The sequence below is a fragment of the Streptomyces sp. NPDC040410 genome (assembly GCF_055595715.1).
Map to the genome: position 1 here is coordinate 77,967 of NZ_JBVIVK010000023.1, position 22,610 is coordinate 100,576.

Annotated in this window: 13 protein-coding genes and 2 pseudogenes; 9 read left to right on the top strand and 6 right to left on the bottom strand. The window is 70.2% G+C overall.

The window, feature by feature from the left end:
- Positions 1–602: 602 nt before the first annotated feature.
- The 3 genes and pseudogenes from ACZ562_RS32565 to ACZ562_RS32575 form a co-directional block, all read right to left on the bottom strand.
- Positions 603–740, bottom strand: a pseudogene (locus ACZ562_RS32565) (helix-turn-helix domain-containing protein); the annotation flags it as partial.
- 360 nt (positions 741–1,100) lie between these two features.
- Complete coding sequence (locus tag ACZ562_RS32570; RefSeq protein WP_471186614.1) at positions 1,101–2,252, bottom strand: WD40 repeat domain-containing protein; 1,152 nt, start codon at positions 2,250–2,252, stop codon at positions 1,101–1,103.
- Between the two features lie 739 nt (positions 2,253–2,991).
- Positions 2,992–3,267, bottom strand: a complete 276-nt coding sequence (locus ACZ562_RS32575; protein WP_471186617.1) for a helix-turn-helix domain-containing protein — start codon at positions 3,265–3,267, stop codon at positions 2,992–2,994.
- Positions 3,268–3,328: 61 nt separating this feature from the next.
- Between ACZ562_RS32575 and map the strand changes: the two are divergent.
- The 3 genes and pseudogenes from map (at position 3,329) to ACZ562_RS32590 (ending at position 7,195) form a co-directional block, all read left to right on the top strand.
- Positions 3,329–4,095 (top strand): annotated as a pseudogene (map, locus tag ACZ562_RS32580) (type I methionyl aminopeptidase).
- 196 nt (positions 4,096–4,291) lie between these two features.
- Positions 4,292–5,092: an IS630 family transposase gene (locus ACZ562_RS32585; RefSeq protein ID WP_471186620.1), complete on the top strand. Its 801-nt coding sequence runs from the start codon at positions 4,292–4,294 to the stop codon at positions 5,090–5,092.
- A gap of 447 nt (positions 5,093–5,539) precedes the next feature.
- A complete protein-coding gene (locus ACZ562_RS32590; RefSeq protein ID WP_471186622.1) occupies positions 5,540–7,195 on the top strand; it encodes an SWIM zinc finger family protein in 1,656 nt (551 codons plus the stop codon).
- 238 nt (positions 7,196–7,433) lie between these two features.
- Here the strand turns inward: ACZ562_RS32590 and ACZ562_RS32595 are convergent, their stop codons facing one another.
- A complete protein-coding gene (locus ACZ562_RS32595) occupies positions 7,434–8,060 on the bottom strand; it encodes a hypothetical protein (RefSeq protein WP_471186625.1) in 627 nt (208 codons plus the stop codon).
- Between the two features lie 325 nt (positions 8,061–8,385).
- On the opposite strand from ACZ562_RS32595, the gene ACZ562_RS32600 reads away from it, so the two are divergent.
- Both ACZ562_RS32600 and ACZ562_RS32605 read left to right on the top strand, forming a co-directional pair.
- Positions 8,386–9,726, top strand: coding sequence for a sensor histidine kinase (locus ACZ562_RS32600; RefSeq protein WP_471186628.1), 1,341 nt, complete (start codon positions 8,386–8,388; stop codon positions 9,724–9,726).
- Positions 9,723–10,409, top strand: coding sequence for a response regulator (locus ACZ562_RS32605; RefSeq protein ID WP_471186631.1), 687 nt, complete (start codon positions 9,723–9,725; stop codon positions 10,407–10,409). Before ACZ562_RS32600 ends, ACZ562_RS32605 begins: the two co-directional genes overlap by 4 nt.
- Positions 10,410–10,514: 105 nt before the next feature.
- Here the strand turns inward: ACZ562_RS32605 and ACZ562_RS32610 are convergent, their stop codons facing one another.
- Positions 10,515–10,733, bottom strand: coding sequence for a DUF5988 family protein (locus ACZ562_RS32610; protein ID WP_471186634.1), 219 nt, complete (start codon positions 10,731–10,733; stop codon positions 10,515–10,517).
- An 804-nt stretch (positions 10,734–11,537) separates the two neighbouring features.
- Between ACZ562_RS32610 and ACZ562_RS32615 the strand changes: the two genes are divergently transcribed.
- The 4 genes from ACZ562_RS32615 to ACZ562_RS32630 all read left to right on the top strand — a co-directional run bounded on the left by ACZ562_RS32615 (position 11,538) and on the right by ACZ562_RS32630 (position 20,514).
- On the top strand, positions 11,538–11,747 hold the full coding sequence (locus ACZ562_RS32615; protein ID WP_471186637.1) for a DUF5988 family protein: 210 nt from the start codon (positions 11,538–11,540) through the stop codon (positions 11,745–11,747).
- A 185-nt stretch (positions 11,748–11,932) separates the two neighbouring features.
- Positions 11,933–13,216, top strand: coding sequence for a beta-ketoacyl synthase N-terminal-like domain-containing protein (locus ACZ562_RS32620; protein WP_471186649.1), 1,284 nt, complete (start codon positions 11,933–11,935; stop codon positions 13,214–13,216).
- A 196-nt stretch (positions 13,217–13,412) separates the two neighbouring features.
- Complete coding sequence (locus ACZ562_RS32625) at positions 13,413–19,856, top strand: SDR family NAD(P)-dependent oxidoreductase (RefSeq protein WP_471186640.1); 6,444 nt, start codon at positions 13,413–13,415, stop codon at positions 19,854–19,856.
- A 160-nt stretch (positions 19,857–20,016) separates the two neighbouring features.
- Entirely contained in the window at positions 20,017–20,514 is a 498-nt protein-coding gene (locus ACZ562_RS32630; RefSeq protein WP_471186643.1) for an SRPBCC family protein, read from the top strand.
- Between the two features lie 321 nt (positions 20,515–20,835).
- Here the strand turns inward: ACZ562_RS32630 and ACZ562_RS32635 are convergent, their stop codons facing one another.
- Complete coding sequence (locus ACZ562_RS32635) at positions 20,836–22,311, bottom strand: short-chain fatty acid transporter (RefSeq protein WP_471186646.1); 1,476 nt, start codon at positions 22,309–22,311, stop codon at positions 20,836–20,838.
- Positions 22,312–22,610: the final 299 nt, after the last annotated feature.

The following is a 22,610-nucleotide window of genomic DNA, read 5'->3' on the forward strand; positions in this document are numbered from 1 at the left end:
TCGCGGCCCTGGTTGCTTCCTGCGCGGGGGGTGGCGGGGGTGGCGGGCTCGGCCAGGCGGCACAAGCACGCCGAGGTCCGGGCATGGGGCGCCGACAACGACGTCGAACTCCCGCAGACACAGCCTCAAAACCGTCAACGCGCCGATCATCAGACATATCCCGCAGCGCTCCACCGACACCGCCGATTGCGCTCGCCCATGCATGAGTCACCACCCCCCAGCGGCACCAGGTCCGCAGCCACCCTCGCCCGCGACCTACGCCGCCCCTGGGAAACAGCGTCTGACGCCGGATCGGTCACTCCGGGACGAGTCCGACGAGGCGATCCGCCTCCGGCGCACCCCTGGGCACTCCCGCCGGCGCACCGAAAGCCGCCCGCCGCGGCCCCGGCAGCCCCAAAGGCCGCACCTCCAACCCCACTTGCGGGCACCTCGTCGGCAAGGAACAGCACAAACCGGACGTACTCAAGCGCAGCAAAAACACCGCAAAAACCTATAAAATTCAAGCTAAGTGGTCGACGCTCGAAGTCCTTCGGGGGTTGACGTAGGAGTTCGTGCTGCGTCAGGAACTTCTGATTCCCACCCGGATGGCGCGCGCCTGACGGTCACGCTGACATGGCTTGCTCGCCGCCTTCGGCGTCTTCCGCGCAGGCGGCGGCGAGGTCGTCCAGGGACAGGTGCAGGGCGTGGGCCAGGGCTGCCACGGTAAAGAAGGCCGGGGTCGGGGCCCGGCCGGTCTCGACGTCGGCTGTCACCGACCGAATACTCGATCCATGCCTCTCGACGGTCGACGTCGACGTAATCCCGTAGATCGGTCAGGGCTTCGGGCCGACCGGCGATACGGCACAGTTGTCTGGCGATCGTGACGTACGCGCCCTGGCCACGGACACATGCGGTGTCGAAGTTCCACGCACGGTCGCAGAACCATCGCCCCCATGGCTCGGCCTCGACTTCGCTGCCCAGCGTGAACAGCAACAGGTCGAACGGCATTCGCTCATAGAATTCGCCTGGAGTACAGCATTCATCCGCGGTCCTACCCGCTGCGAGTGGCAGGCCGAGTCCCGCCAATGCGGAAATCTGATGTTCGAGCTTCTCCAGCTTGGTCAGTTCGTGGACGGGCCGACGTTGCGTCCGGTGACGAGTGACGGGTCCCAGTAGCGGATCGTGCCGTCGCATCCGCCGGACAGCAGGGCGGTGCCCTCCGTTGTGGACCACGGGAGGAGGGCGATCGGGATGCCGTGCCCCCAGACAGCCTCGGTATGACCGCGCAGCGATGCGAGGAGGGCGTGCGAAACGGGGTCCCATATCTGGATGTCCCCCCCCAAGGTGTTCCGGGCGATCAGGTCGCCGCGAGCATCGGGCACGACTGCGAGCTCGAACGTCGACTCCGAGGAACCGTCGCTGAGTTCCGCTGCACGGCTGCCACTGTTCGCATCCCACATCACCACCCCGCTGGTGCACTCGCCCCCGGCGGCTATCAGCGGCCGCAGCCCAGGACCGCGTACGGCGGTCAGCGCCTGGACCCGGTCGCCGAACCGCAGCGGCTCACCGACCTCGGTCGCGGTCGCGGTGTCCCACCGTCGAACGGTCTGGTCCATGCCTCCGGAGACGAGCATCGGCCGCTGCCCCGGCACCACGGTCAGCGTGTCGACACCGGCGGTGTGCCCTGCCAACACGCGGCTCACCGGTCGATCGCCACTCAGGTCCCACAGGCGCACCCAACCGTCGAAGCTCGCCGAGGCGAGCAGGGACTGCCCGTCGGCGCCGGTGAAGGTCAACAGGGCGGTCACACCTTCGATGTGTCCGTCCAGCGGCTCACCGACCGGCCGGCCAGTGGCCGGGTCGAACAACCAAATGAGCGGGTGGGAGCGGCCGGCCGTTGCCACCAGTGGCTTGCCACCCGGGCCGGTCACCACGGCGAGCGCGTCGACGTAGCGCTGTGGCGTGACGTCGATACGGTCGATCCGGCGCCCGGTCAGGCGATCCCACAGCCGCAGCTCGTCGGCGTTTTCGTGCGCGGACACCACCGTGTCGGTGCCCGGCAGCCGCTGCAGCGCCGTGATCCTGCCGACCGAGACGTCCAGCTCGGACGCCAGCGGCTCGGCGAGGTCAACGGTGGTTTCCTCCTCGACGATCGCCACCTCCGTGTCGTCCGGGACGCGTGCCCCGGTGGAGGGATCCCACAGCCACCTGACGTCTTCCTCCATGTCGCCCGTACAGGCGATGAGTTCACGCCCGGACCGATCGCGCACCACGGTCACTTCATAAGCGGCTGTGACGGCGGACACCGGTAGCGGCGGGCCGACTGGTGCATGGCTCGCCACATGCCACAGCCGCGCCGTCCCGTCGGAGAGCAGTGTGACCACGACAGGCGTACCGTCCGCCAGACGTATCCGCCGTGCATCGGCTCCCAGGTACCCGTGCGTTCCCGCCAGGACCTTCTGTCCTGGCGTGGGCAGCAGAAAATCGTCGATCACAGAACCGTCCGATGCGCTCGGAGCGGACCCCGGGCCGGACCTGTGGCCCACGCCCGACGGCACCCGTTTGCGTACTGCGTCTGCATGCTGCCGTTTCTTGTTCTCTTCATCGTTCTGTGGGGTTCCCGTGCATCCGTGCGAGGGCGTTGAGTGTGACGTCATCGATCTTCTCGACTGCGTCGCGCTCCCACATGAGGGTAACTACTCAACCGTCGCTCCACCGAGGTGCGGTCGGCGAATTACTCGGCGGCGTTGAGGCCTACAGGGTCAGTGTCGGCCAGATGACCGGGTACGGCCGTCCGGGTTCGAGCCAGTGCAGCCGGTCCCCAGCGTCGGACGCGGTGCCGCCGCACCGGCCCGGGTGCACGTTGCCCGCAAACGGGCGATCTGCCCGCGGAGCATGGTCATACCGCGCAGAGCCCAGGGGTCCGGTTTTGACAGCATTGCAGCCGGCAGGAAGGTAGGCCGTTGTATGACTTACTGGTCGACGCTCACCCGGATGGCGCGCGCCTGACGGTCACGCCGACATGGCTTGCTCGCCGCCTTCGGCGTCTTCCGCGCAGGCGGCGGCGAGGTCGTCCAGGGACAGGTGCAGGGCGTGGGCCAGGGCTGCCACGGTAAAGAAGGCCGGGGTCGGGGCCCGGCCGGTCTCGATCTTGCGGAGCGTTTCAGCGGACACCCCGGCGGCTGCTGCCACGTCGACCATGCTGCGGTCACCGCGGGCCCGGCGGAGCAGGATCCCGAAGCGCTCTCCGCGTTGCCGCTCTTGCGGACTCAAAGGAACTCTCACCATGCCGTGATACTAATACCGGTATAAGTATTGGGTAGCGTTGCATCGCAGGGAGTCACGACACATGGTGGAGATCAAAACCGACACGGCACTGGAGACGATGCGAGAAGCCGGACGCATCGTGGCCCAAGCACTCGCAGCCGTCCGCGCAGCGGCAGCCGTGGGAGTTCGCCTGCGCGAGCTCGACGAAGCCGCCCGCGCGGTTCTCAGCAAGGCCGGAGCACGCTCTCCGTTCCTGGGCTACCAGCCCTCCTTCGCCCCGATCCCCTTCCCCGCCGTGATCTGCGCCTCCGTGAACGACGCCGTCGTGCACGGCATCCCCGACGACTACCGCCTGCGCGACGGCGACCTGGTCAGCATCGACTGCGGAGCCGAACTCGACGGCTGGACCGGCGACGCCGCGATCAGCTTCACCGTCGGCACCCCTCGCCCCGCCGACCTCGAACTCATCGCCGCCACCCAGCAGGCCCTGGACGCCGGCATCGCCGCCGCCACCATCGGCCACCGCATCGGCGACATCTCCCATGCCATCAGCACGGTCGCCCGCAAGGCCGACTGCGGCATGCCGGCCGACTTCGGCGGCCACGGCATCGGCCGCCAGATGCACGAAGACCCCCACGTCCCCAACCACGGACGCCCCGGCCGCGGCTTCCCCTACGCCACGGCCTCGCCCTCGCCATCGAGCCCATGCTCATGGCCGGAGGACGCAACGACTACCGCACCGACCCCGACGGATGGACCCTGCGCACGATCGACGGCAGCCGAGCCGCCCACATCGAACACACCATCGCCATCACCCAGGACGGCCCCCGCATCCTCACCCTGCCCTGACCTCGAATCCGCTCACACCCGGCAGCCAGACACATCAACCATGCTCGGGAAGCACCGACCAGCGATCACGGCTCCTACCGGCGCCGAGCCCCTGGTTGGCAGTACAGGCAACCCTTGAACCACGGAGCGGACGGCGCGTCGCTCAGGGTGATTGACCGTCCCGAACCGTTCCCCCCGAGATTGGCCGTTGCCTTCCATGCCTGTGGCCCGAGCCGTGTCGCTCACCTTGACCGCCTCCGAGCGCCACCGGCTCAAGAAGATGGCCTACGGTCACAAGACCCCGCACCAGGCCCGACAGCGCGCAACTATCGTGCTGCTGGCTGCCCATGGGTGTTCCAACGCCCGGATATCCGAGCAGACGCGGCTGCATGTGGAGACGGTGCGCACCTGGCGGGGCAGGTTCGCCACCGGTGGCCTGCCCGCCCTCGCCGACCGCAAGCGGTCCGGTCGGCCGGCCTCGTTCACAGCGTTGCAGGTCGCGGAGGTCAAGGCGCTGGCCTGTCAGTTACCCGCCGAGACCGGGACACCGCTGTCGCGCTGGTCGTGTCCGGAGCTCGCCCGGGAAGTGGTGGACCGGTCCATCGTCGGGTCGATCTCCACTTCCACCGTGCGGCGCTGGCTCAAGCAGGACGCGCTCAAGCCCTGGCAGTACCAGTCCTGGATCTTCGTGCGCGACCCCGCCTTCCGGCCCAAGGCCGCGCGCGTGCTGGACCTGTACGCCCGCACCTTCGACGGCACCCCGCTGGGAGAGGACGAGTACGTGGTCTCCGCGGACGAGAAGACTTCCATCCAGGCGCGCTGCCGCTGCCACCCGACCCTGGCACCCGGGCAGGCCCGGGCCATGCGCGTCAACCACGAATACGACCGCGGCGGCGCGTTGTCCTACCTGGCCGCCTACGACGTCCATCGCGCCCGTGTCTTCGGCCGCTGCGAACCCAGGACTGGCATCGTGCCGTTCATGAACCTGGTCACCCAGGTCATGACGCAAGAGCCCTAGGCCAGTGCCAGACGCGTCTTCTGGATCGTCGACAACGGCTCCTCCCACCGGGGGAAGAAGGCCATAGATCGCCTTACCAAAGCGTTTCCGAACGCCGTCATGGTCCATACCCCCGTGCACGCCTCCTGGACAAACCAGATCGAAATTTTCTTCTCGATCGTCCAGCGCAAGGTCGTCTCGGCCCAACGACTTCACGGACCTCAGCGAGGTCCAGGATCGGCTCCGAGCATTCGAAGACCGCTACAACGCCACGGCACAGCCGTTCCAGTGGAAGTTCACCACCTCCGACCTGGACGAACTGCTGGCCCGGCTCGACCGACACACACTCGGCCGACAGGAAGAATCCTCCGCCCGCCCCGCCGCATGATCAACCCCCGAAGGACTTCGAGCGTCGACCACTAAGCTGACGCGACGTTGAGTGCACGACCAGAGCAAGGCGGAACGACCATGGGCGGTCTCACCAAGGCGAACCTGAAGAGTCTGTCCGGTGTCCGTTCCTTCGAGCGCGGGCTCGGATACCTTGACGCGGTGTCCGGGGTCGAGATCGGTGACGGCTGGGTCACCGCCACCGTCCACGGCACGCAACGGTACGAGGTCGAGCTGACCCTGGAGGGACCTGGCGGGCTGTCCGGTGAGTGCGACTGCCCCTACGGTCTGGAGGGCAACTTCTGTAAGCACCTGGTCGCCCTCGGCCTGACCGTGCTTGCCCAGCGGGAGAGTCTGCCGCGTCAGCGGAGGGCGGCCCGGGACCGCGCGCAGGGCCTCGATGCCTGGCTGTCCGCCCTGTCCAGGAACGAGTTGCTCGACCTGCTGCGGCAACAGATCGGTGAAGACCGGCAGTTGCGGCGCCGCCTGGAGCTGCGGGCCGCGAGCCACCACGGGGACCACGGCGCGGTCCGGGCCCGCATCCGCGAACTTTTCGACATCGGTCCGTTCGCGCAGTACGGGTACGTCGAATACGCCGATGCCCGCGCCTACGCCGACCAGGCCGGCCAGGCGGTGTCCGCGATCGGCGCGCTCACCGGCTCGGGACGGGCCGCCGACGCGATCACGCTGGCGCGGGAGGCGATGAAGCTGCTGGCTGTGGCTGTGGAGAGTGTCGACGACTCCGACGGATGGCTCGGGCAGGTTGGTTCCTCTCTCGCAGACGCCCATCTTGCCGCCTGCCGCGCGGGGCGCCCCGATCCGGAGGAGCTCGCCCGGTGGCTGGTCAGCCACGTACTCGGCGACCTCGACGACCCCACAGACATGGATCCACTGGACTACGAGGACGTCCTCGGTGAACGGGGGATGACCGTCCTGCGGGAGCTGGCGATCGAGGCCTGGCGGTGCAACCGCAGTGGCTGGACCGAGAAATACCTGATGGAACGTCTGGCCAAGGCCGACGGCGACGTTGACGCGATCATTGCCGTGCACGCGGCCGACCTCGCGCCCAACGGTCAGACGCACCTGGTCATCGCCCGCGAACTGGACACCGCCCGGCGGCCCGACGAGGCCCTGCGCTGGGCGGAGCGTGGAATCCGGGAGGCCGGCGACTTGGCCACCGTCGACACCGCCCTCGTCGACTACCTCTGCGAGCGCCACGCCCAGGCGAACCGGCTGCCCGACGCCGTCGCCGTGCGCCGCGCCCACTTCGGGGCCCGCCGCTCGCTGCTCGCGTACCAGCAGCTGCGCGCCGCCGCGCGTGCCGCCGACTGCTGGCCAACGGAGCGGGAGGGAGCGCTGGCCCTGCTGAGTGCCGAAGCGCAAGTGGGCGGCCAAGCCCTGCTCGACGCCCTGCTCGACGACAAGGACATCGACGCCGCCTGGCAGACGGCCACCGAAACCGGCGCACACGACAGGCAGTGGCTCACCCTCGCCGACCTGGCGCGTGCCACTCGCCCCGCCGACTCGCTCGGCGTCTACCTGCGCCTGGCCGAGTCGCTGACCAAGCACACCGGGAACACCGTCTACGAGCAGTTGGTCGGCCTGCTGCAGAACGTCCGCGACTGCCACCGACGCCTCGGCACGCCGGACGAGTTCACCGCGTACGTTGCTGCCCTGCGCACCACCCAGAAGCGCAAGCGGAACCTGATGCGCCTGATGGACGAACACGGCCTGTGAGCCTGGATAGGCATCACAGCGGTTTTCGCGACGCCCCACGGCCTGGTGCAGGACGCGGTCGGGTACTGGGCGCGGGCTTGAGGTCGTGGCATAGCGGGGCGCGCCGGGCGACGCACACGGGGCCATCAGCCGTAGCCCCCCGGGCAGTGACATCTGGACGAGGAGCGCTGGGCGTCGCTCAGGGCATCGCCCGGGTTCCCGCGTGCGTTGAGGTCGCCGCCCGGCCCGGCGACGGCTGTCAGGGCGCCTGGCTGCGCCGCTCCCGTGCCGCGGGTACCTGTGCCGCCGCCCCGCCGGTCACGACGGACGGCCGGGACCACAGGAACACCGACAGCCAGACGAGGGACGTCCCGGCGAGGACGTGTACGGCGCTGGTGAACACCGAGTCCGGCAGCGGTCCGACGAGAGCCAGCGTACCCAGCCCCAGGATGTACAGCGACGACGCCAGGCGCGGGAAGACTCCCGCACGCACCATCGACACGCCGAACATCACCGTGCCGACGGTGAAGACGGCCACGCTCCCCAGGAGGGCCGTGCGTGCCGGGCCCTGCAACAGATCCTTCACGACCGGCTTGTCGAGGTAGAAGACCACGTTGTCCAGGGCGAACACCGCACCGCCGAAGAGGCCGAGGCCGATGAGGTTCACCCCGTAGGCGACCGCGCCGAAGCGTCCGGCCTTGAAGTGCTGCCGCAGTTGGAGGGCGGTGAGCAGGGGGATGGCGAGCGGCGGCGACAGAGCCAGTACGAAGCTGGTCGCGGCGGTCTCTCCGGTGAACGCCTCGATGATGCCGGGCAGGCTGATGAAAAGGCCGCTGAGGGCGCCGCAGACGGCGCCGAAGCGGAAAAGCCAGGAAGGCAGTGGCATACGTCACGCTCTCGTGGTCGATGGCGGGTTCGCAGGATGCGCGGGTATGCGCTGTCAGGATGCGGCGAACCAGGGACACGACGACCGTAGAAGCCGCCCGGCGGGGGCGGTAAGTGACGGATGGCCGGACCTGGCGGGGAGGTCATGGGCCGCGCGCCGGATCGGTGGCCGAACGGCATGTGCCGTCGGTCAGGCCCCGCCGTGAAATGCTGGGCGGCCGTGTCGCCGGGCCCTAGCCTGGGAAGCCGTGCCCGGACCGGCCGCGCCGGGGGAGGCAGGACGGGGAAGGGCCGGAACACGGACGGACATCTGGGAGGTACCACCGATGGCGATGCCATGGGCGGCGGGCGCGGTGGCGCGCCTGCGAGGCCGCGACGGCCTGAGCCGCGCGCCCGGCACCGGTGAGGTCCCCCGTCCCGTGCCGTGGGTGGCGCCACTGCTCTACGGCACCGTTCTGGCCGCAGGGCTGTACCTCACTCTCGCGGGCCCCGGCGCCCAGGATGCGCGCACCGCACGGACCGCGGGCTTCGTCGCGGGTCTGGTGCTGCTGTTCGCCCTGGAGCAGGTGGAAAAGCACCGCCTCCTCCGCTGGCCGCCCCCATGGCCGACGGCGGTGCTGCTCGCCACCCGCCTGGGTCTGATCGCCCTCGTCGCCTCCCTCGACATATCGGGGCTGTCGCGGGCTCTGCTGGTGCTGGTGCCGTTCAGCGCGTACTTCGCCTTCGGCCGGGCTGCGGCGCTCGCGCTGGGCGCGTGCTGTGCGGCCGTGGTCCTGGGCCTGTATTCCCTGTCGGCGCCGGATTGGTACACGGACCCGGCGTATGTCTCCGACCTGCTGATGCTGGTCATCGGCCTGGTGCTGACCCTCTCGATGGCCGCCGTCGCGGTCGGTGAGCAGGACGGCCGGGCGCGGCTGGAGGGCGCCTTGCGCGAGCTGGAGGACTCCCACGCCCGGCTGACGGAGTACGCGGAGCGGGTCGCGGAGCTGTCCGCCGCGTCGGAACGCAACCGGCTCGCCCGCGACATCCATGACAGCCTCGGCCACCACCTGACGGCGGTCGCCGTCCAGTTGGAGAAGGCGTCGGTTTTCCGCGACCATGATCCGGCCGCCGCGGAGCAGGCCCTGTCCGACGCCCGGCGGTCGGCGGGGCTCGCCCTGGAGGACGTCCGCACGTCGGTGCGTGCGCTGCGCGACGACACCGCGCCGTTCTCCCTGCCGTCCGCGCTCGCCGAGCTCGTACGGCAGGGCGACGACGGGAGCGTACGCACCCGCCTCGACGTCGAAGGCGAAGCCGAGGAGCGCGCGTACGACCGGGCCACGCTGATGGCGCTCTACCGCTCGGCCCAGGAGGGGCTGACCAACGCGCGCCGGCACGCGGACGCCCGCCAGGTGTCCGTGTCGCTGCGTTACGGCGAGAACGGCGCGCGTCTCGTCGTCGCGGACGACGGGCACGGGTTCCGGCCCCCGTCCGGCGGGACGGGTGACCAGGGGCGGGGATTCGGCCTGCTCGGCATCCGGGAACGGGTGCTGCTGCTCGGCGGCAGCGTCGGCGTCGACAGCTCACCGGGGGCGGGAACACGGCTCATCGTGGAGGTCCCGCGCACGCCCCGGTCCCCGGCTCCGGGCGCCGACGCGGATTTCGCCGCACGGGAGGCGGCCGGATGACCGCGGGCCCGGCCTCGCCGCCCGAGGCCACCGTCTCCGTTCTGGTGGTCGACGATCAGCAGCTGGTCAGGGACGGTATCGCCTCCCTGCTCGACATCCAGCCGGGCATCAGCGTCGCGGGGACGGCCGTCGACGGCCGGGACGCGGTCGAGAAGGCGCTGGCGCTCAGCCCGGACGTGATCCTTATGGACGTACGGATGCCGGGCCTGGACGGCATCGAGACCCTGGCGGTCCTGCGCCGACGCGGGTGCGGGGCCCGAATCGTCATGCTGACCACGTTCGATGACGAGGAGTACGTGGTGCAGGCGCTGCGGGCGGGCGCCGGCGGCTACCTGCTCAAGAACCTTCCGGCCGCGCAACTGGCCCACGCGGTGCGGCTGGCGCACGCCGGGATCACCCAGCTCGACGCCTCGGTGACCGGCTACCTGGCCTCCGCACCGGAGCCGGCGAGGGGATCGGCACACCGGCCGCCCGTCGGCCTGCCCGTCTCGACCGGCCTGACCGCCCGCGAGACCGAGGTGCTGCGGCTCATCGCCGAGGGATCGACGAACCGCGAGATCGCCACCCGGCTCTTCCTCAGCGAAGGCACGGTCAAGAACCACATCTCCCGCATTCTGGGCCGCCTCGGCCTCCGCGACCGTACGCAGGCCGCCCTCTACGCACGCGATCACGGACTGCTCTGACATGACAGGGCGGCAGGCGCCGGTCGGGCGGGTGGAGCTGGTTCAGGGGCGGCTACGGCGGCAGTGGGGGCGGGGGCGCCGCCTGACCACGTAGGACACGGGGTCCTACTCGGCGATGGCGGTCCGGTACGACCACTCGTAACGGCGCACTCTGTGCCCGTGGCCGTCCGGCTCCTCATCGGTCACGTACCAGAAGTGCTCGTAGCCCGCGAGGTGCCGCACGCGGATGTGGTCGTCGATGCCTTCGACAGGCACCAGCCGCTCGCGCAGCTGCTCGTCGAGGCCGGCAGGACCGCCGACGAGACGAAGTCGGACAAGCGACACGGGACTCCTCCAGCCAGGGCAGCGCCCGGCGCAATCGGCAGGCGGCAGACATAGGGGAAGGCATGCGCGTTGCTGAACAGCGGAAAGACAGAAATCGCTTCCCATAACCATGCTGGTCACAGAACGGATCAGGGAGGCGTGAACAGCCACTTCTGACGTGTGCGCACGACCTACGAGGTGCGCCCCCACAGACGGCCGCGCCGCCTCGTGTGGCCCTATGAGGTGCGCACGCCTACCCGGCCCGCACCTCGCACGCCCCGCGTACACGACTTGGCGCTCTTGTCCCCCAACCGACCGCCGTGTATCTGCGCGCCTTCCGACGCGCGGCCCCCTGCCGGCACTTACCCCGCACCATGAGCCGTTGCCAAGCTGACTCTCCTGCCCGCGAGTTGGACGCGCCAGCGGAACGATGAACTGGTAAACGGTTTCACGACCAAGATCAACCGTGCTGCGGCAGCTCCGTGTGCTTGTCTACCGGTCGGCGATCGAGCTGTCCAGCCGCACCCTCCGATGCACGGACAGGCTCCCGGTCGGGGCAGCCGCGTTTCACCGCAGCGCACTTGCTCACGGGCTGATCGGCCAGGGTGTGCGCCGGAGCAGCCCCTGACGTACGGGGAGCTCATTTGCGTGGCGATTAACGGACGAGAACATTTCGCGATCGCACACGTCTCCTGCGCTTCAACACTCGTCTGTACTTTGCCTCTTTGCGGAATTTAACTGGGTATGGGTTCTCTGGAAACGCTCGCGGCGGAGCGTCCTCCACAAATTCCCAAAAGGTGCTTCGAATCGCAGGAGGATACTGCCATGCCTTCCGTCAGTCTCGTGTTGCTCAAAGGCGGTCCGAGCGGTGCTCCGCAGGTAGCGCAGGCGCCGTGCGGAGGAACCACCTCACCGGTGAAGATCGAATACTGCGGCCGCTGGGAGCACTACGAATTCACCGGCGAGTACACCGACATCGGTGAGGGCCCCATGCCGGTGTACCACTGGACGCGCCATCAACCCGGAGCACAGTAGCCGCGTTGGCTTTGCAGCCGCCTGGGACGAGCTGGCCCCGCAGGGCCGGTGCCGTGACCCGTTTTCCCTTTGTGGTACCGGCGAACCCTCAATTGCCTCTTGGAGGTCAAGATGAGCAACCCCCTTTGCCCGCGCCCGGAACACCAGATATCCGCAGGACCTGTCCAGTGAGCGCGCGGGACGTCATGGTCACCGGCATGGGGTTCTGCCTGCCGGGCACCAGTCGGCCGGTGTTCACCGTGGACGACCTCTGGGACGTCGCGTCGCGCGGCGCGTCATGCCTTGTCCATGGTGACGTCTACTACGGTTCGGTCGACCTGTCCCGGGCCATGTTCGACTCACGGCTGCCCGACATCCCGCCGGCGTTCTCCCGCCACTACACCAATGCCCACAGGTTCGGACTCGTGTCGCTTGTGGAGGCCTGCCGGGACGCCGGGCTGGACTTCCGTGCGGGCGACCTGACGTGTGCGGCGGTGCTGGCAGGACGTGGCGGGGTGGACACCAACGTCGAACCGTACATGGCGGTGCTCGAGGCCGATCCGCTGACGACCAGCCCGCAGGAGGCGATGGAGCTGTTCGTCCGAGGTCAGCAGGGCATCACACCGTCCGACGTCTCCCTTGTGCAGGGAGCGCTCATCCGGTCGACCGGTCCGTGCTTCACCGTGTCCTGTGGATGCGCCTCGTCCGCCGTGCAGGTCGCCAACGCCCAGCAGATGATCGCCAAGGGCGTGGTCGACCTGGCCGTCGTCTCGGGCGTGGACCTCTTCGGCCTGGAGGTCATCCTGAACGTCCAGCGACTGCTGCGCTCTGCCCAGGGCGCGTACGAGGCTGTCCGGGTTGACGGCATGCCGGAACTCCTGCCGTCCTTCGACCGTCTGATGCGCCCGTACGACCGCCGGGCGGACTGCGTGAACCACGGCGAAGGAGCGGCGACCCTCATCCTGGAGTCCCGGAAGCACGCCGACCAGCGAGGCGCCCGCTCCTATGGCCAGGTGCTGGCTCATGCCATGACCCGCGACGGGCTGTTGAACCCCCTGGCGAGTGACGACAGCGGAGCCGCCCTTGTGGAGGCCGTCCGCCGGTGTCTGGGAGACCGGTGGGACATCTCGCAGGTGCCCTACGTCCACGGCGGCAGCGACGGTGACGTGGTGGTCACGGCATTCGAGGCGAACGCGGTAAGGCAGCTCTACGGCCCGGACAGCGGCCTGGTGATGACCTCGCAGGAGGCATGCTTCGGCCACAACGGAGCTCCGGCGGGCTGCATCGGGGTGGCGTTGAGTCTGCTGATGATGCAGCGCGGCCAGGTGTGTCCCACGGCCAACTGCGAACAGCCCGTCGACGGCCTGCCGTTCGACCCCGTACCCGGCACGAGCAGCAGGCCTCTCGACTTCGACTATGCGCTGACCTGCAATTACCAGATCGGCGGGGTGAAGAGCGTGATTCTCGTCGGCAGCCCGGACGCCGTCTGACGGCGGTGTCCGTTCCGGCACACGCGTGCGATGCCGGCCCGTCGCCCCGGCTCGCCGCCTGCAGGGGTGAGCAGTACGCGCGACTCGGTGCGCTCGCCGGCCCGACGGCAGGCCCTGCGGCACCGGCCACCGGATCGGCGGCGGCCCTCTTCCCACCAGCACACCAATCCGACGGCGACAACAGAGGGAGCAGCTCATGGGACGCAATGCCAAGGATTCAGCAGCCGGTGCCGACGGACGCATCGCCGTCATCGGCATGGGGTGCCGGCTGCCCGGGGACGTCGACTCCCCGGCTGCCTTGTGGCGGCTGCTGGCCGCCGGTCGCGACGCGGTCGGAGATCCGCCGCCCACACGCACGGAGATCGGGCGTACGCCGGATGCCGCGCTGCCCCGGCAAGGCGGCTGGCTGAGGGACGTCGCCGGTTTCGACTCGGCGTTCTTCGGCGTCTCCGGACGGGAGGCGGACATACTCGACCCGCAGCACCGACTGTTACTGGAGGTGTCCTGGGAGGCGCTGGAGCATGCGGGAGTGCCGCCCGGCCGCCTCATGGGAACGTCGACCGGGATCTTCACCGGGCTTAGCTACACCGAGTACATGGACCGCCTGGCGGGGCATCCCAAAGAACTGGAGGGGGCGGTCCTGACGAACGGTCACTGCGTCGCGCCGGGACGCGTCTCCTACCTGCTCGGGCTGCAAGGGCCGTCGGTGGCCCTGGACACCGCGTGCTCGTCCTCGCTGGTCGCCCTGCACCTGGCGGGCCAGGCCCTGCAGAACGGGGAGTGCGATGTCGCGCTCGCCGGGGGTGTCACCCTGGTGCTCGCCTCCAGGACGACACGGTCGTTCGTCCGGATGGGCATGCTCTCAGAGTCGGGCCGCTGCCGCGCGTTCGATGCCGCGGCCGACGGCTTCGTGCGCGGTGAGGGCTGCGCGGTCGTCGTCCTGAAACGCCTGCGGGACGCCATGCGGGACGGTGACCGCGTGCTGGCCGTGATCCGGAGCTCTGCCGTGAACCAGGACGGCCGGTCGGACGGTCTGGCCGCGCCGTCGGCGGCGGCCCAGGAAGCGCTGTTCCGCCAGGCGCTGGCCCGTGCCGGCGTCGACCCCGGCGAAGTGGGCATGATCGAGGCGCACGGCACGGGCACCCCGGTGGGCGATCCGGTGGAGTTCACCAGCCTGGCCCGCGTGTACGGGCAGGGCCGGGACCGTTGTGCGCTGGGCTCGGTGAAGTCCAATCTGGGTCACCTGGAGCCCACTGCGGGCGTTGTCGGTCTGGTGAAAACGGTGTTGTGCCTTCAGCAGGGTGTGGTCCCGCCGAGCCTGCACTTCACGCGCTGGAACCCGGCCCTCGCACCGGAGGGCACGCGCTTCTTCGTGCCCGTCCGGCTGACGGACTGGCCCACGCGGACGCCGTCCCGGCTGGCGGCCGTCTCCTCGTTCGGGTTCTCCGGCACGAACGCGCACGTGGTGCTGGAGCAGGCGCCTGCCGCGGCCGTGCGCCGCCCGACGAACACGCGTCCGCGCCGGGGGCGTTCGGCGGTCGCGGAATCGCATGTGCTGCTGGTGCCCGCCGGCTCGGGGAACGCGTTGCCCGCGGCGGCGCGGCGGCTCGCCGACTGGCTGGAGGGCGATGGCGCGAGCGTGCCACTCGGCGACATCGCGCATACCCTCGCGCTGCGCCGCCCGGCCGGACACGGGCGGCTCGGCGTGGTGGCCTCCTCGCGCCCCTCCCTCGTGCGTGCCCTGAGGTCGTTCGCCGACGGGGAGGCCGTGCCCGGCGTGGTGTCGGGGACGGTGGCTGCCGGTGTGAGCAGGCGGCCGGTGTGGGTGTTCTCCGGGCAGGGCTCCCAGTGGCCAGGCATGGGCCGCGACCTTCTCACGCACGAACCCGCCTTCGCCGCCGCCCTGCGCGAGGTCGAACCGCTGATCGCGGACGAGGCCGGTTTCTCCGTACTGGACGTCGTACGGGAGGGCCGGGAGATCACAGGGTGCGGACATGTGCAGCCGGTGCTGTTCGCGGTGCAGATCGCTCTGGCCGCCGCATGGCGGGCCTACGGCGTGGAGCCCGCCGGGGTCCTGGGCCACTCGATGGGTGAGGTCGCCGCCGCCGTCGTGGCGGGGGCGCTGTCCTTGCAGGACGGCGTCCGGGTGATCTGCCGGCGCTCCGCCCTGCTGACCCGCATCGCGGGCGCCGGTGCCATGGCAAGCGTCGGACTGGGCCGCGGCGATGTGGAGGCGGACCTGGCATCCGCCGACGCCTCGGCATCGGTCTCCGTCGCGGTCCTGGCCGCTCCCGGCTCCACCGTCGTCGCCGGCGACACGGCCGTCGTGAAGCGCCTGGTCGAGCGCTGGGACACCCGGGGCGTTCCCGCCCGTCTGATCGCGGTGGACGTCGCCTCGCACTCGCCGCAGGTGGAGCCGCTGCTGGACGACCTGGCGGCGGCCCTCACCGACGTGACGCCCCGCCCGCCCGCCGTACCGTTCTACTCGACGGTGCTGGACGACCCGCGCGCGGTCCCGGCCTTCGACGCCGCGTACTGGTGCCACAACCTGCGCCGCCCGGTGCGGTTCACGGACGCGGTCCGTGCCGCCGCGCAGGACCGGCACACGGCGTATGCGGAGGTGTCCCCGCATCCGGTCGTCACCCAGGCCGTCACCGGCGGTCTGAGGGGGCTGGTCGACGAGCCCGTCGTCGTGCCCACACTTCGACGCGGGGAAGACGAGCAGGCCACCTTCCGCACCCAACTCGCCGCCCTGTATTGCGCGGGCGTATCCGTCGACTGGGCCGCCCTGTACGAGGGCGGCGCCCTGGCCGATGTGCCCACCATCGCCTTCGACCGGAAACGGCACTGGGTGGATCCGAGCGACCGGCCCGACGCCGCCGGGTACCGGGCGGCACCCGGCGTGGAGGACTCCGGGCCGGGCGGCGGGACGAGTTTCCTGCCCGGACTTCACGAGAGGATTCCGGGCCGTACCGTCCGGCACATCTGGCGGGCGGAAACAGGGACTCACGCCCACCCGTGGCTGGCGGACCACCAGGTGAACCACGGGGTGGTTCTGCCTGGAGCCGCGTACTGCGCCCTCGCCCTCACCGCCGCCTGCCAGGCGTTCGGCGCGCCGCCGCGCGAGGTGGAGGTCAGTGACATCGATTTCCATGAACTGCTCGCCCTGGCCGGCCGCTCCGAGCTCACCATGACGGCGGACCTGTCCGCCCAGGGCCGCGCCACCTGCGAGATCTACGCGCGTGCCGACAACGACGAGGACGGTCGGGGTGACACCCACGAGGGGCAGTGGGCGCTGCATGCCAGTGCCACCCTCGGTTCCGGCAGTCCGGCGAAGGATGCCGCATCCGTTTCCGTGCGCGACCTGGTCACGGAACACCCCGTGGCTCTGCCCGCCGCCACCATGTACCAGCGCCTGCGCTCCAGGGGCCTCCACCACGGAGCGGCATTCGCGGGGATCAGCGAACTGCGTCTGTCGGCCACCGGTGACAGTGTCTGGGCACGGGTCGCCGTCCCGGCCGCGGCCGGTCCCGCGCCGGGCTCCCTGTGCGTCCATCCCGTGCTCGTGGACCTGTGTGCCCAGCTGGCAGTGGCCTCGCTGGTACGCGAGGAGGCCGCAGGCGGCCTGGTCCTCCCGGTCGGCGCGGAGTCGCTGAGGATCCACGGTGATCCCGGCGCGGTCGTCCACGGGCACGCGAAGATCACGCGGAAACAGGCCGATGGGATCACCGCGGACATACGGCTGCTGACCGATGACGGACATACGGTGATCGCCCTGAAAGGCCTGCGCCTGCTGCACCGCGAAACCAACGCGGGCACCGACGTCGGCCGCTGGTTCTACGCCATCGACTGGCAGGCCGCGCCCGCCGAAGCGCCGCCCGCCACGACGGCGAAGGCCGCAGCGGCCGGTGACTGGCTGGTGGTCGGCGAGCCCGGCAGCCGAGCGGAGGCGCTCGCCGACGTGCTCCGCGCGTCCGGGTCTCACGCCCGGGTCGTCGCCCTTTCGGAGAACGAGCAGCGCCTGTCCGCCCTGCGGGACGGTTTCGCCGAGCGGGAGCTGACCGATCCGCCGGGCGCCGTGGTGTTCCTGTGCGCGCCCGCCGACGGGCCGGGGCTCGGCGTCGACGGGCCGGCTGCCGATCCCACGCCGGTCGCCCTGCAACGCACCCGGCGGCTGCTGGGCATCGTCCAGGCGGTCACGGACTGCTCTCCCCCTCCGCGGCTCTACGTCGTCACTCAGGGCGCCCGCGCCGTCGAACCGGGCGAGAGGGCCGACCCCGCCCAGAGCCCGGCCCGCGGCCTGGTGCGCGTCCTGGCGCACGAGCACCCGGAGCTGAGTCCGACACTCCTCGACGTGGGACCGTCCGACGACGACCTGCGGCACGCGGCCGGCCTCCTGCGGGGCGGGACGCCCGGGGACGAAATGGCCGTGCGGGGTGCGGGCCGCCGCGTGGCCCGGCTCGTGCCCGCTCCGCTGACGGACACCGAACGCCTGACCGCGACCGGCCGCCGTGTGCGCTACGGCGCCGACCGCTTCCGGCTCCACGTGGGCAGGGTCGGAGACCTCGGTTCCCTGCATCTCATGGTGGGCGGGCGGCGCCCGCCGGGCCCTGGACAAGTGGAGCTTCAAGTCCGCGCGGCGGGAGTGAACTTCCGCGACGTCCTCACCGTCATGGGGCTGCTGCCGGCCGCGGGCCGGTGCGCGGGCGGCGGTGACCGTATCGGTTTCGAGTGCGCGGGAACCGTGACCGCGGTCGGCCCGGGCGTCGAGCACGTCCGCGCCGGGGACACCGTCCTGGCCGTGGATCTCGCCGGCGGCGCCTTCGGCTCGTTCACCACGGTCCGGGCCGACGCCGTGCTCCCCCTTCCACCCGACGTCGGCACCGTAGCCGCGGCGGGCATCCCGACGGCGTATCTCACCGCCTGGTACGCCCTGCGGCACACAGCGCACCTCGCCGCGGGCGAACGCGTACTGATCCACTCCGCCACCGGGGGGACGGGCCTGGCCGCTGTCGCCGTTGCCCGTCACCTCGGCGCACAGGTGCTCGCCACGGCCGGCAACGACGAGAAACGCGGGTACCTGCGAGGCATGGGCATCCAGCACGTCATGGACTCCCGCTCGCTGGACTTCACCCGACAGGCCCGCGAAGCGACCGGAGGCAAGGGCGTCGACGTCGTGCTCAACTCGCTCTCGGGGCCGGCGATCAGGGCGGGTCTGGAGGCACTCCGTCCCTTCGGCCGGTTCGTCGAGCTGGGTGTCCGTGACATCCTCGCCGACACATCCCTCGGGCTGGCGCCGTTCCGGCACAACGTCACCTTCAGCAGCGTCGATCTCATCGAACTCCAGCAACTCCAGCCGAAGGTGTTCCACGCCGTCCTGGGCGAGGTCATGGACCTGATGGCCGCAGGCGCCCTCCAGCCACTGCCGCACCAGGAGTTCCCCCTGGCACAGGCCACAGAGGCGTTCCGTCTCATGGCGGGCGCCGGGCACATCGGCAAGCTCGTCCTGACCATGCCCGAGCAGGGGGAGACGACCGCCGTCCTGGCAGAGCCGCCCTCACCGGTCCGCTCCGACGGCGCCTACATCATCACCGGGGGACTGCGCGGGGTCGGCCTGGCCACGGCGGCCCGCCTGGCAGAACTGGGCGCCGGGCACATCGTCCTCAACGGCCGTACACCGCCCGGCGATGCCACCGAGACCGAGCTGGCCCGGCTGCGTGCCGCCGGCGCCCGAATCACCGTGGAACTCGGTGACGTCTCCCGGCAGGGGGTTGCCGAACGGCTCGTATCCGCCGCCACGGACGGAGGCCAGTCATTGCGAGGAGTGGTGCACTCGGCGATGGTCCTCGACGACGCCGCCATCACCAACATCACCGACGAACAACTCGAACGCATCTGGCGGCCCAAGGCCACCGCCGCATGGCGGCTCCACAAGGCGCTCGCGGAGCACGCGACCGACTGGTTCGTGCTCTACTCGTCCATGGCTTCGCTGCTGGGCAACCCAGGCCAGGGCGCATACGCCGCCGCCAACTCCTGGCTCGATGCCTTCGCCACCTGGCGCAACGCCGAGGGGTTGCCCACCCTGGCCATCAACTGGGGGCCGTGGGGACAGACCGGCGTCGCAACCGACTTCGCCGACCGGGGCTACGAGACCATGGCCACCGAGGACGGCCTACGGGCCCTGGAGGCACTGCTCACCCACCGCAGGGCGGCCACCGGTGTCCTGCCCGGACCACCGGAAACCTGGATCCTGCCCAAGGTCCGCAGCTCCCCCTTCTTCGCAGGCCTCATCGTGGGCCACGAGGACCAGGGCACCAAACCACCGGGCAGCAAGCCCCCCACCGAAGCAGACGTCCCCGCCCGTCTGGCCGGGCTTGACTCCCCTCTCGCCCGGCGAGCGGCCCTGGAGTCCTACCTCGCCGCGGAGATGGCCGTCGTCCTGCAGTCCGGCAGTGCCCGACTGGACCCGCAGACACCGCTGCGCAGTCTCGGCTTCGACTCCCTGCTCTCCATGGAACTGCGTACCCGGCTGCAGGCGGGACTCGGCATCAGACTCGCCAACGACTTCATCTGGAAACACCCCACCATCGCGGCGCTCGCCACCGGCCTGGCCACCAAGATGGGACTGGACCTGCCATGAGGAACCGCACCGCGGGAGATTTCGGGGTGGGAACCACGTCGAACGAGGATCCTCCCGAACCGGGCGACGTTGTCGACGGGCGGGCGGTGCCGCGCTCCCACACTCCATACGGTAGCGTACGGTCCAACCTCAAACCGTACGGCACCGTATGGAGTTACAGATGCAGAACATCCAACATCGAGTGATCGACGCGCCCGCGGACACGCTCGGCGCCCTCCTGGACCGGGTGGCCACCCCTGACGACCGCATATGGCCGGCCCCGGCCTGGCCGCCGCTGGTCCTCGACGCGGGCCTGACCGTCGGCTCGCGCGGCGGACACGGCCCGATCCGCTACCGCGTCGCCGCCTACGAGACCGGCCGTCGCATCCGCTTCACCTTCGAGCCGGGGCGGGGACTCGAGGGGTACCACGAACTGCTCATCACCGCGGAAGCCCCGAACCGCTGCCGCCTGACACACACGCTCACAGGCACCGTCGGCGGCCGCATGACGCTGCTCTGGCCGCTGGTGATCCGCTGGATGCACGAGGCTTTGCTGCAAGACCTCTTCGACAACGCCGAACGCGCCGCCACCGGGCGGCTCAGCGGCCGCCCCGCCCGCTGGTCCTGGTGGGTACGCCTACTGCGCCGGGTCCGCCGCTTTCCGGCAGCACGACCGTAGAGCCAACAGGCCCGGCTCGTCCGCGCTGACCCTCGTCCGGTGCCGGCCGCCAGGCTCGCATCTCCCCACCAGCGCCCGCTCAGGCGACCGCCTGACGGCGGTTCGGCTCGCCCCGAGGGCCAGGGCGTCGCGGCGTAGCCTCCCAGGACCGGACGGGGTGACGGGGGAGGGGAGTCGTCCGGGCGCAGCTGCAGCGTCCCCTTGTGGGTTCTGCCGATGAGGGGGAGCGGCGGGCGAGAATGTCGGCGCCTGTGCCGGCCAGGCCGTAGAGGAGCGCACGCCAGGGGGTGTCGCGCAGGCCCGGGTGGGATCGAGTCGCGCTCAGGGGAAGGGGAGGGTACGGGCGAACAAGGTGACGAGGATCAGCACGACGGGAAAGCAGACCACGAACATGGCGAACGTGTAGCCCATGATGTCGCGAGCCTTGAGCCCGAGGATCGTCAGCGTGGGCAGCATCCAGAACGGCTGCAGCAGATTGGCACTGGCCTCACCGAGGTCGTACACCACGACCACCCAACCCTGGTTCACGTGGAGTTGGTTGGCCGCATCCAGGACGTAGGGTGCTTCGATCACCCACTTGCTTCCGCCGCTCGGGACGAAGACGCCGAGTACGCAGCTGTAGGCGGCGACGAAGGCCGGGTAGAAGAACTCGTTCGACACCGATACCAGCCAGCCTGCGATGGTCTTGCTCAGGCCGGTGAAGGCGATCATCCCGAAGATCCCGCCGTACAACGGGAACTGGAGCAGTACGCCGGAGGCCGCGGGCGTCCCGTCCCTGACCGCCTTCGCCAGGCGTACCGGACGCCAGTGCAGGATGAGTGCCAGCAGGACGAGGACGAGGTTGATCGTGTTCAGGTCGAGCGCATTGAGGGCGTTGCCCTCTGCGCTCGCGAAGTGCCGTACCAGGTACCACACACCGAGTGCGAACAGCAGGATCGCGAACACGGGGCTGTACTCGATCCACTCGCCGGGCCTGTTGCGGCGCGGCAGCGAACGTTCTTCACCGACGCCGGGACCCAGATCGATGCCCAGTTGTCCGGCGGTCTTCGCGCGCTCCGGGGAGGGCGACAGCAGCCAGGCCGTGCCGACCGCGACGACGAAGACGATCGCTGTGGCCGTGATTCCCTGCCACAGGAAGATGGTGTCGGTGAGAGGGATGAGGCCGCTACCGCGCCCTTCCGCGATGACCTTCTGGACAGCAGGCGGGCTGGACGCGTCGCCGGCCACCTGGAGCGCAGCCGAACCGGACAGACCTTGGGCCCACACGGTGCCGAGGCCCAGGAAGGCCATCGCACCGAGCGCACGGTAGTCCACGCCGGGGACCCGGCGTGCGATCTCCTTGGCCAGAATCGCCGTGAAGATGAGGCTGAACGCCCAGTTCAGGTAGGAGCTCACCATGGCGACGGCCGCGGTGAACGCGATGGCACCACGTGGCGTACGAGGCACCCGTGCGACCCTGGCGATCAGTCGGCCGACCGGCGGTGAGGCCGCGACCGCGTACCCGGCGATAACGATCATCGCCATCTGGAGCGTGAAGGTGATGAGGGACCAGAAACCCTGCCCCCACGCGTCGACCAGGCCGTATCCGGTGGTTGCCGCAGGATCGGACGGGGCGCCGAACAGCTTCTCGCCGGACGCAAGGCCGAGCGCGAAGACCGCGATGGTCCCCACCAGTACGAACCCCAGTGCATCGGGCAGCCACTTCTCGGTGAAGGCGGTGAAGCGCAGCGCCATGCCCGCAAGCCAGTTGTCCTTGCTCACCGCCTGGTTCTGTTCCTGCGAGGCGGGCGTGGTCATCGAGGGTCCTCCCGTCGGGGTGGGCCCCGAGATCCCGTGGCCCAGGCCGCGCCAAGGATCCTGTGACGTACACGGGCGAAAGACCATGGAGGCGATCCACATAGCGCCGGGAGCCGCTGTATGTGGCACCGCCATTCCGGCGGTGCCAGGCGCATCGAGAGCTGTCGGTCTCCGTGGCGGGTTGGCCTCAAGGCCGTTCTGGCCATGAGGGGGTGAGGTGCGGTCAGGCGTCCTGCTGGCTTGTGGTCCATTGGGTCAGCCACTGTTGTTCGTCGTGCTGTTTGGCGTGGTGCAGTTCC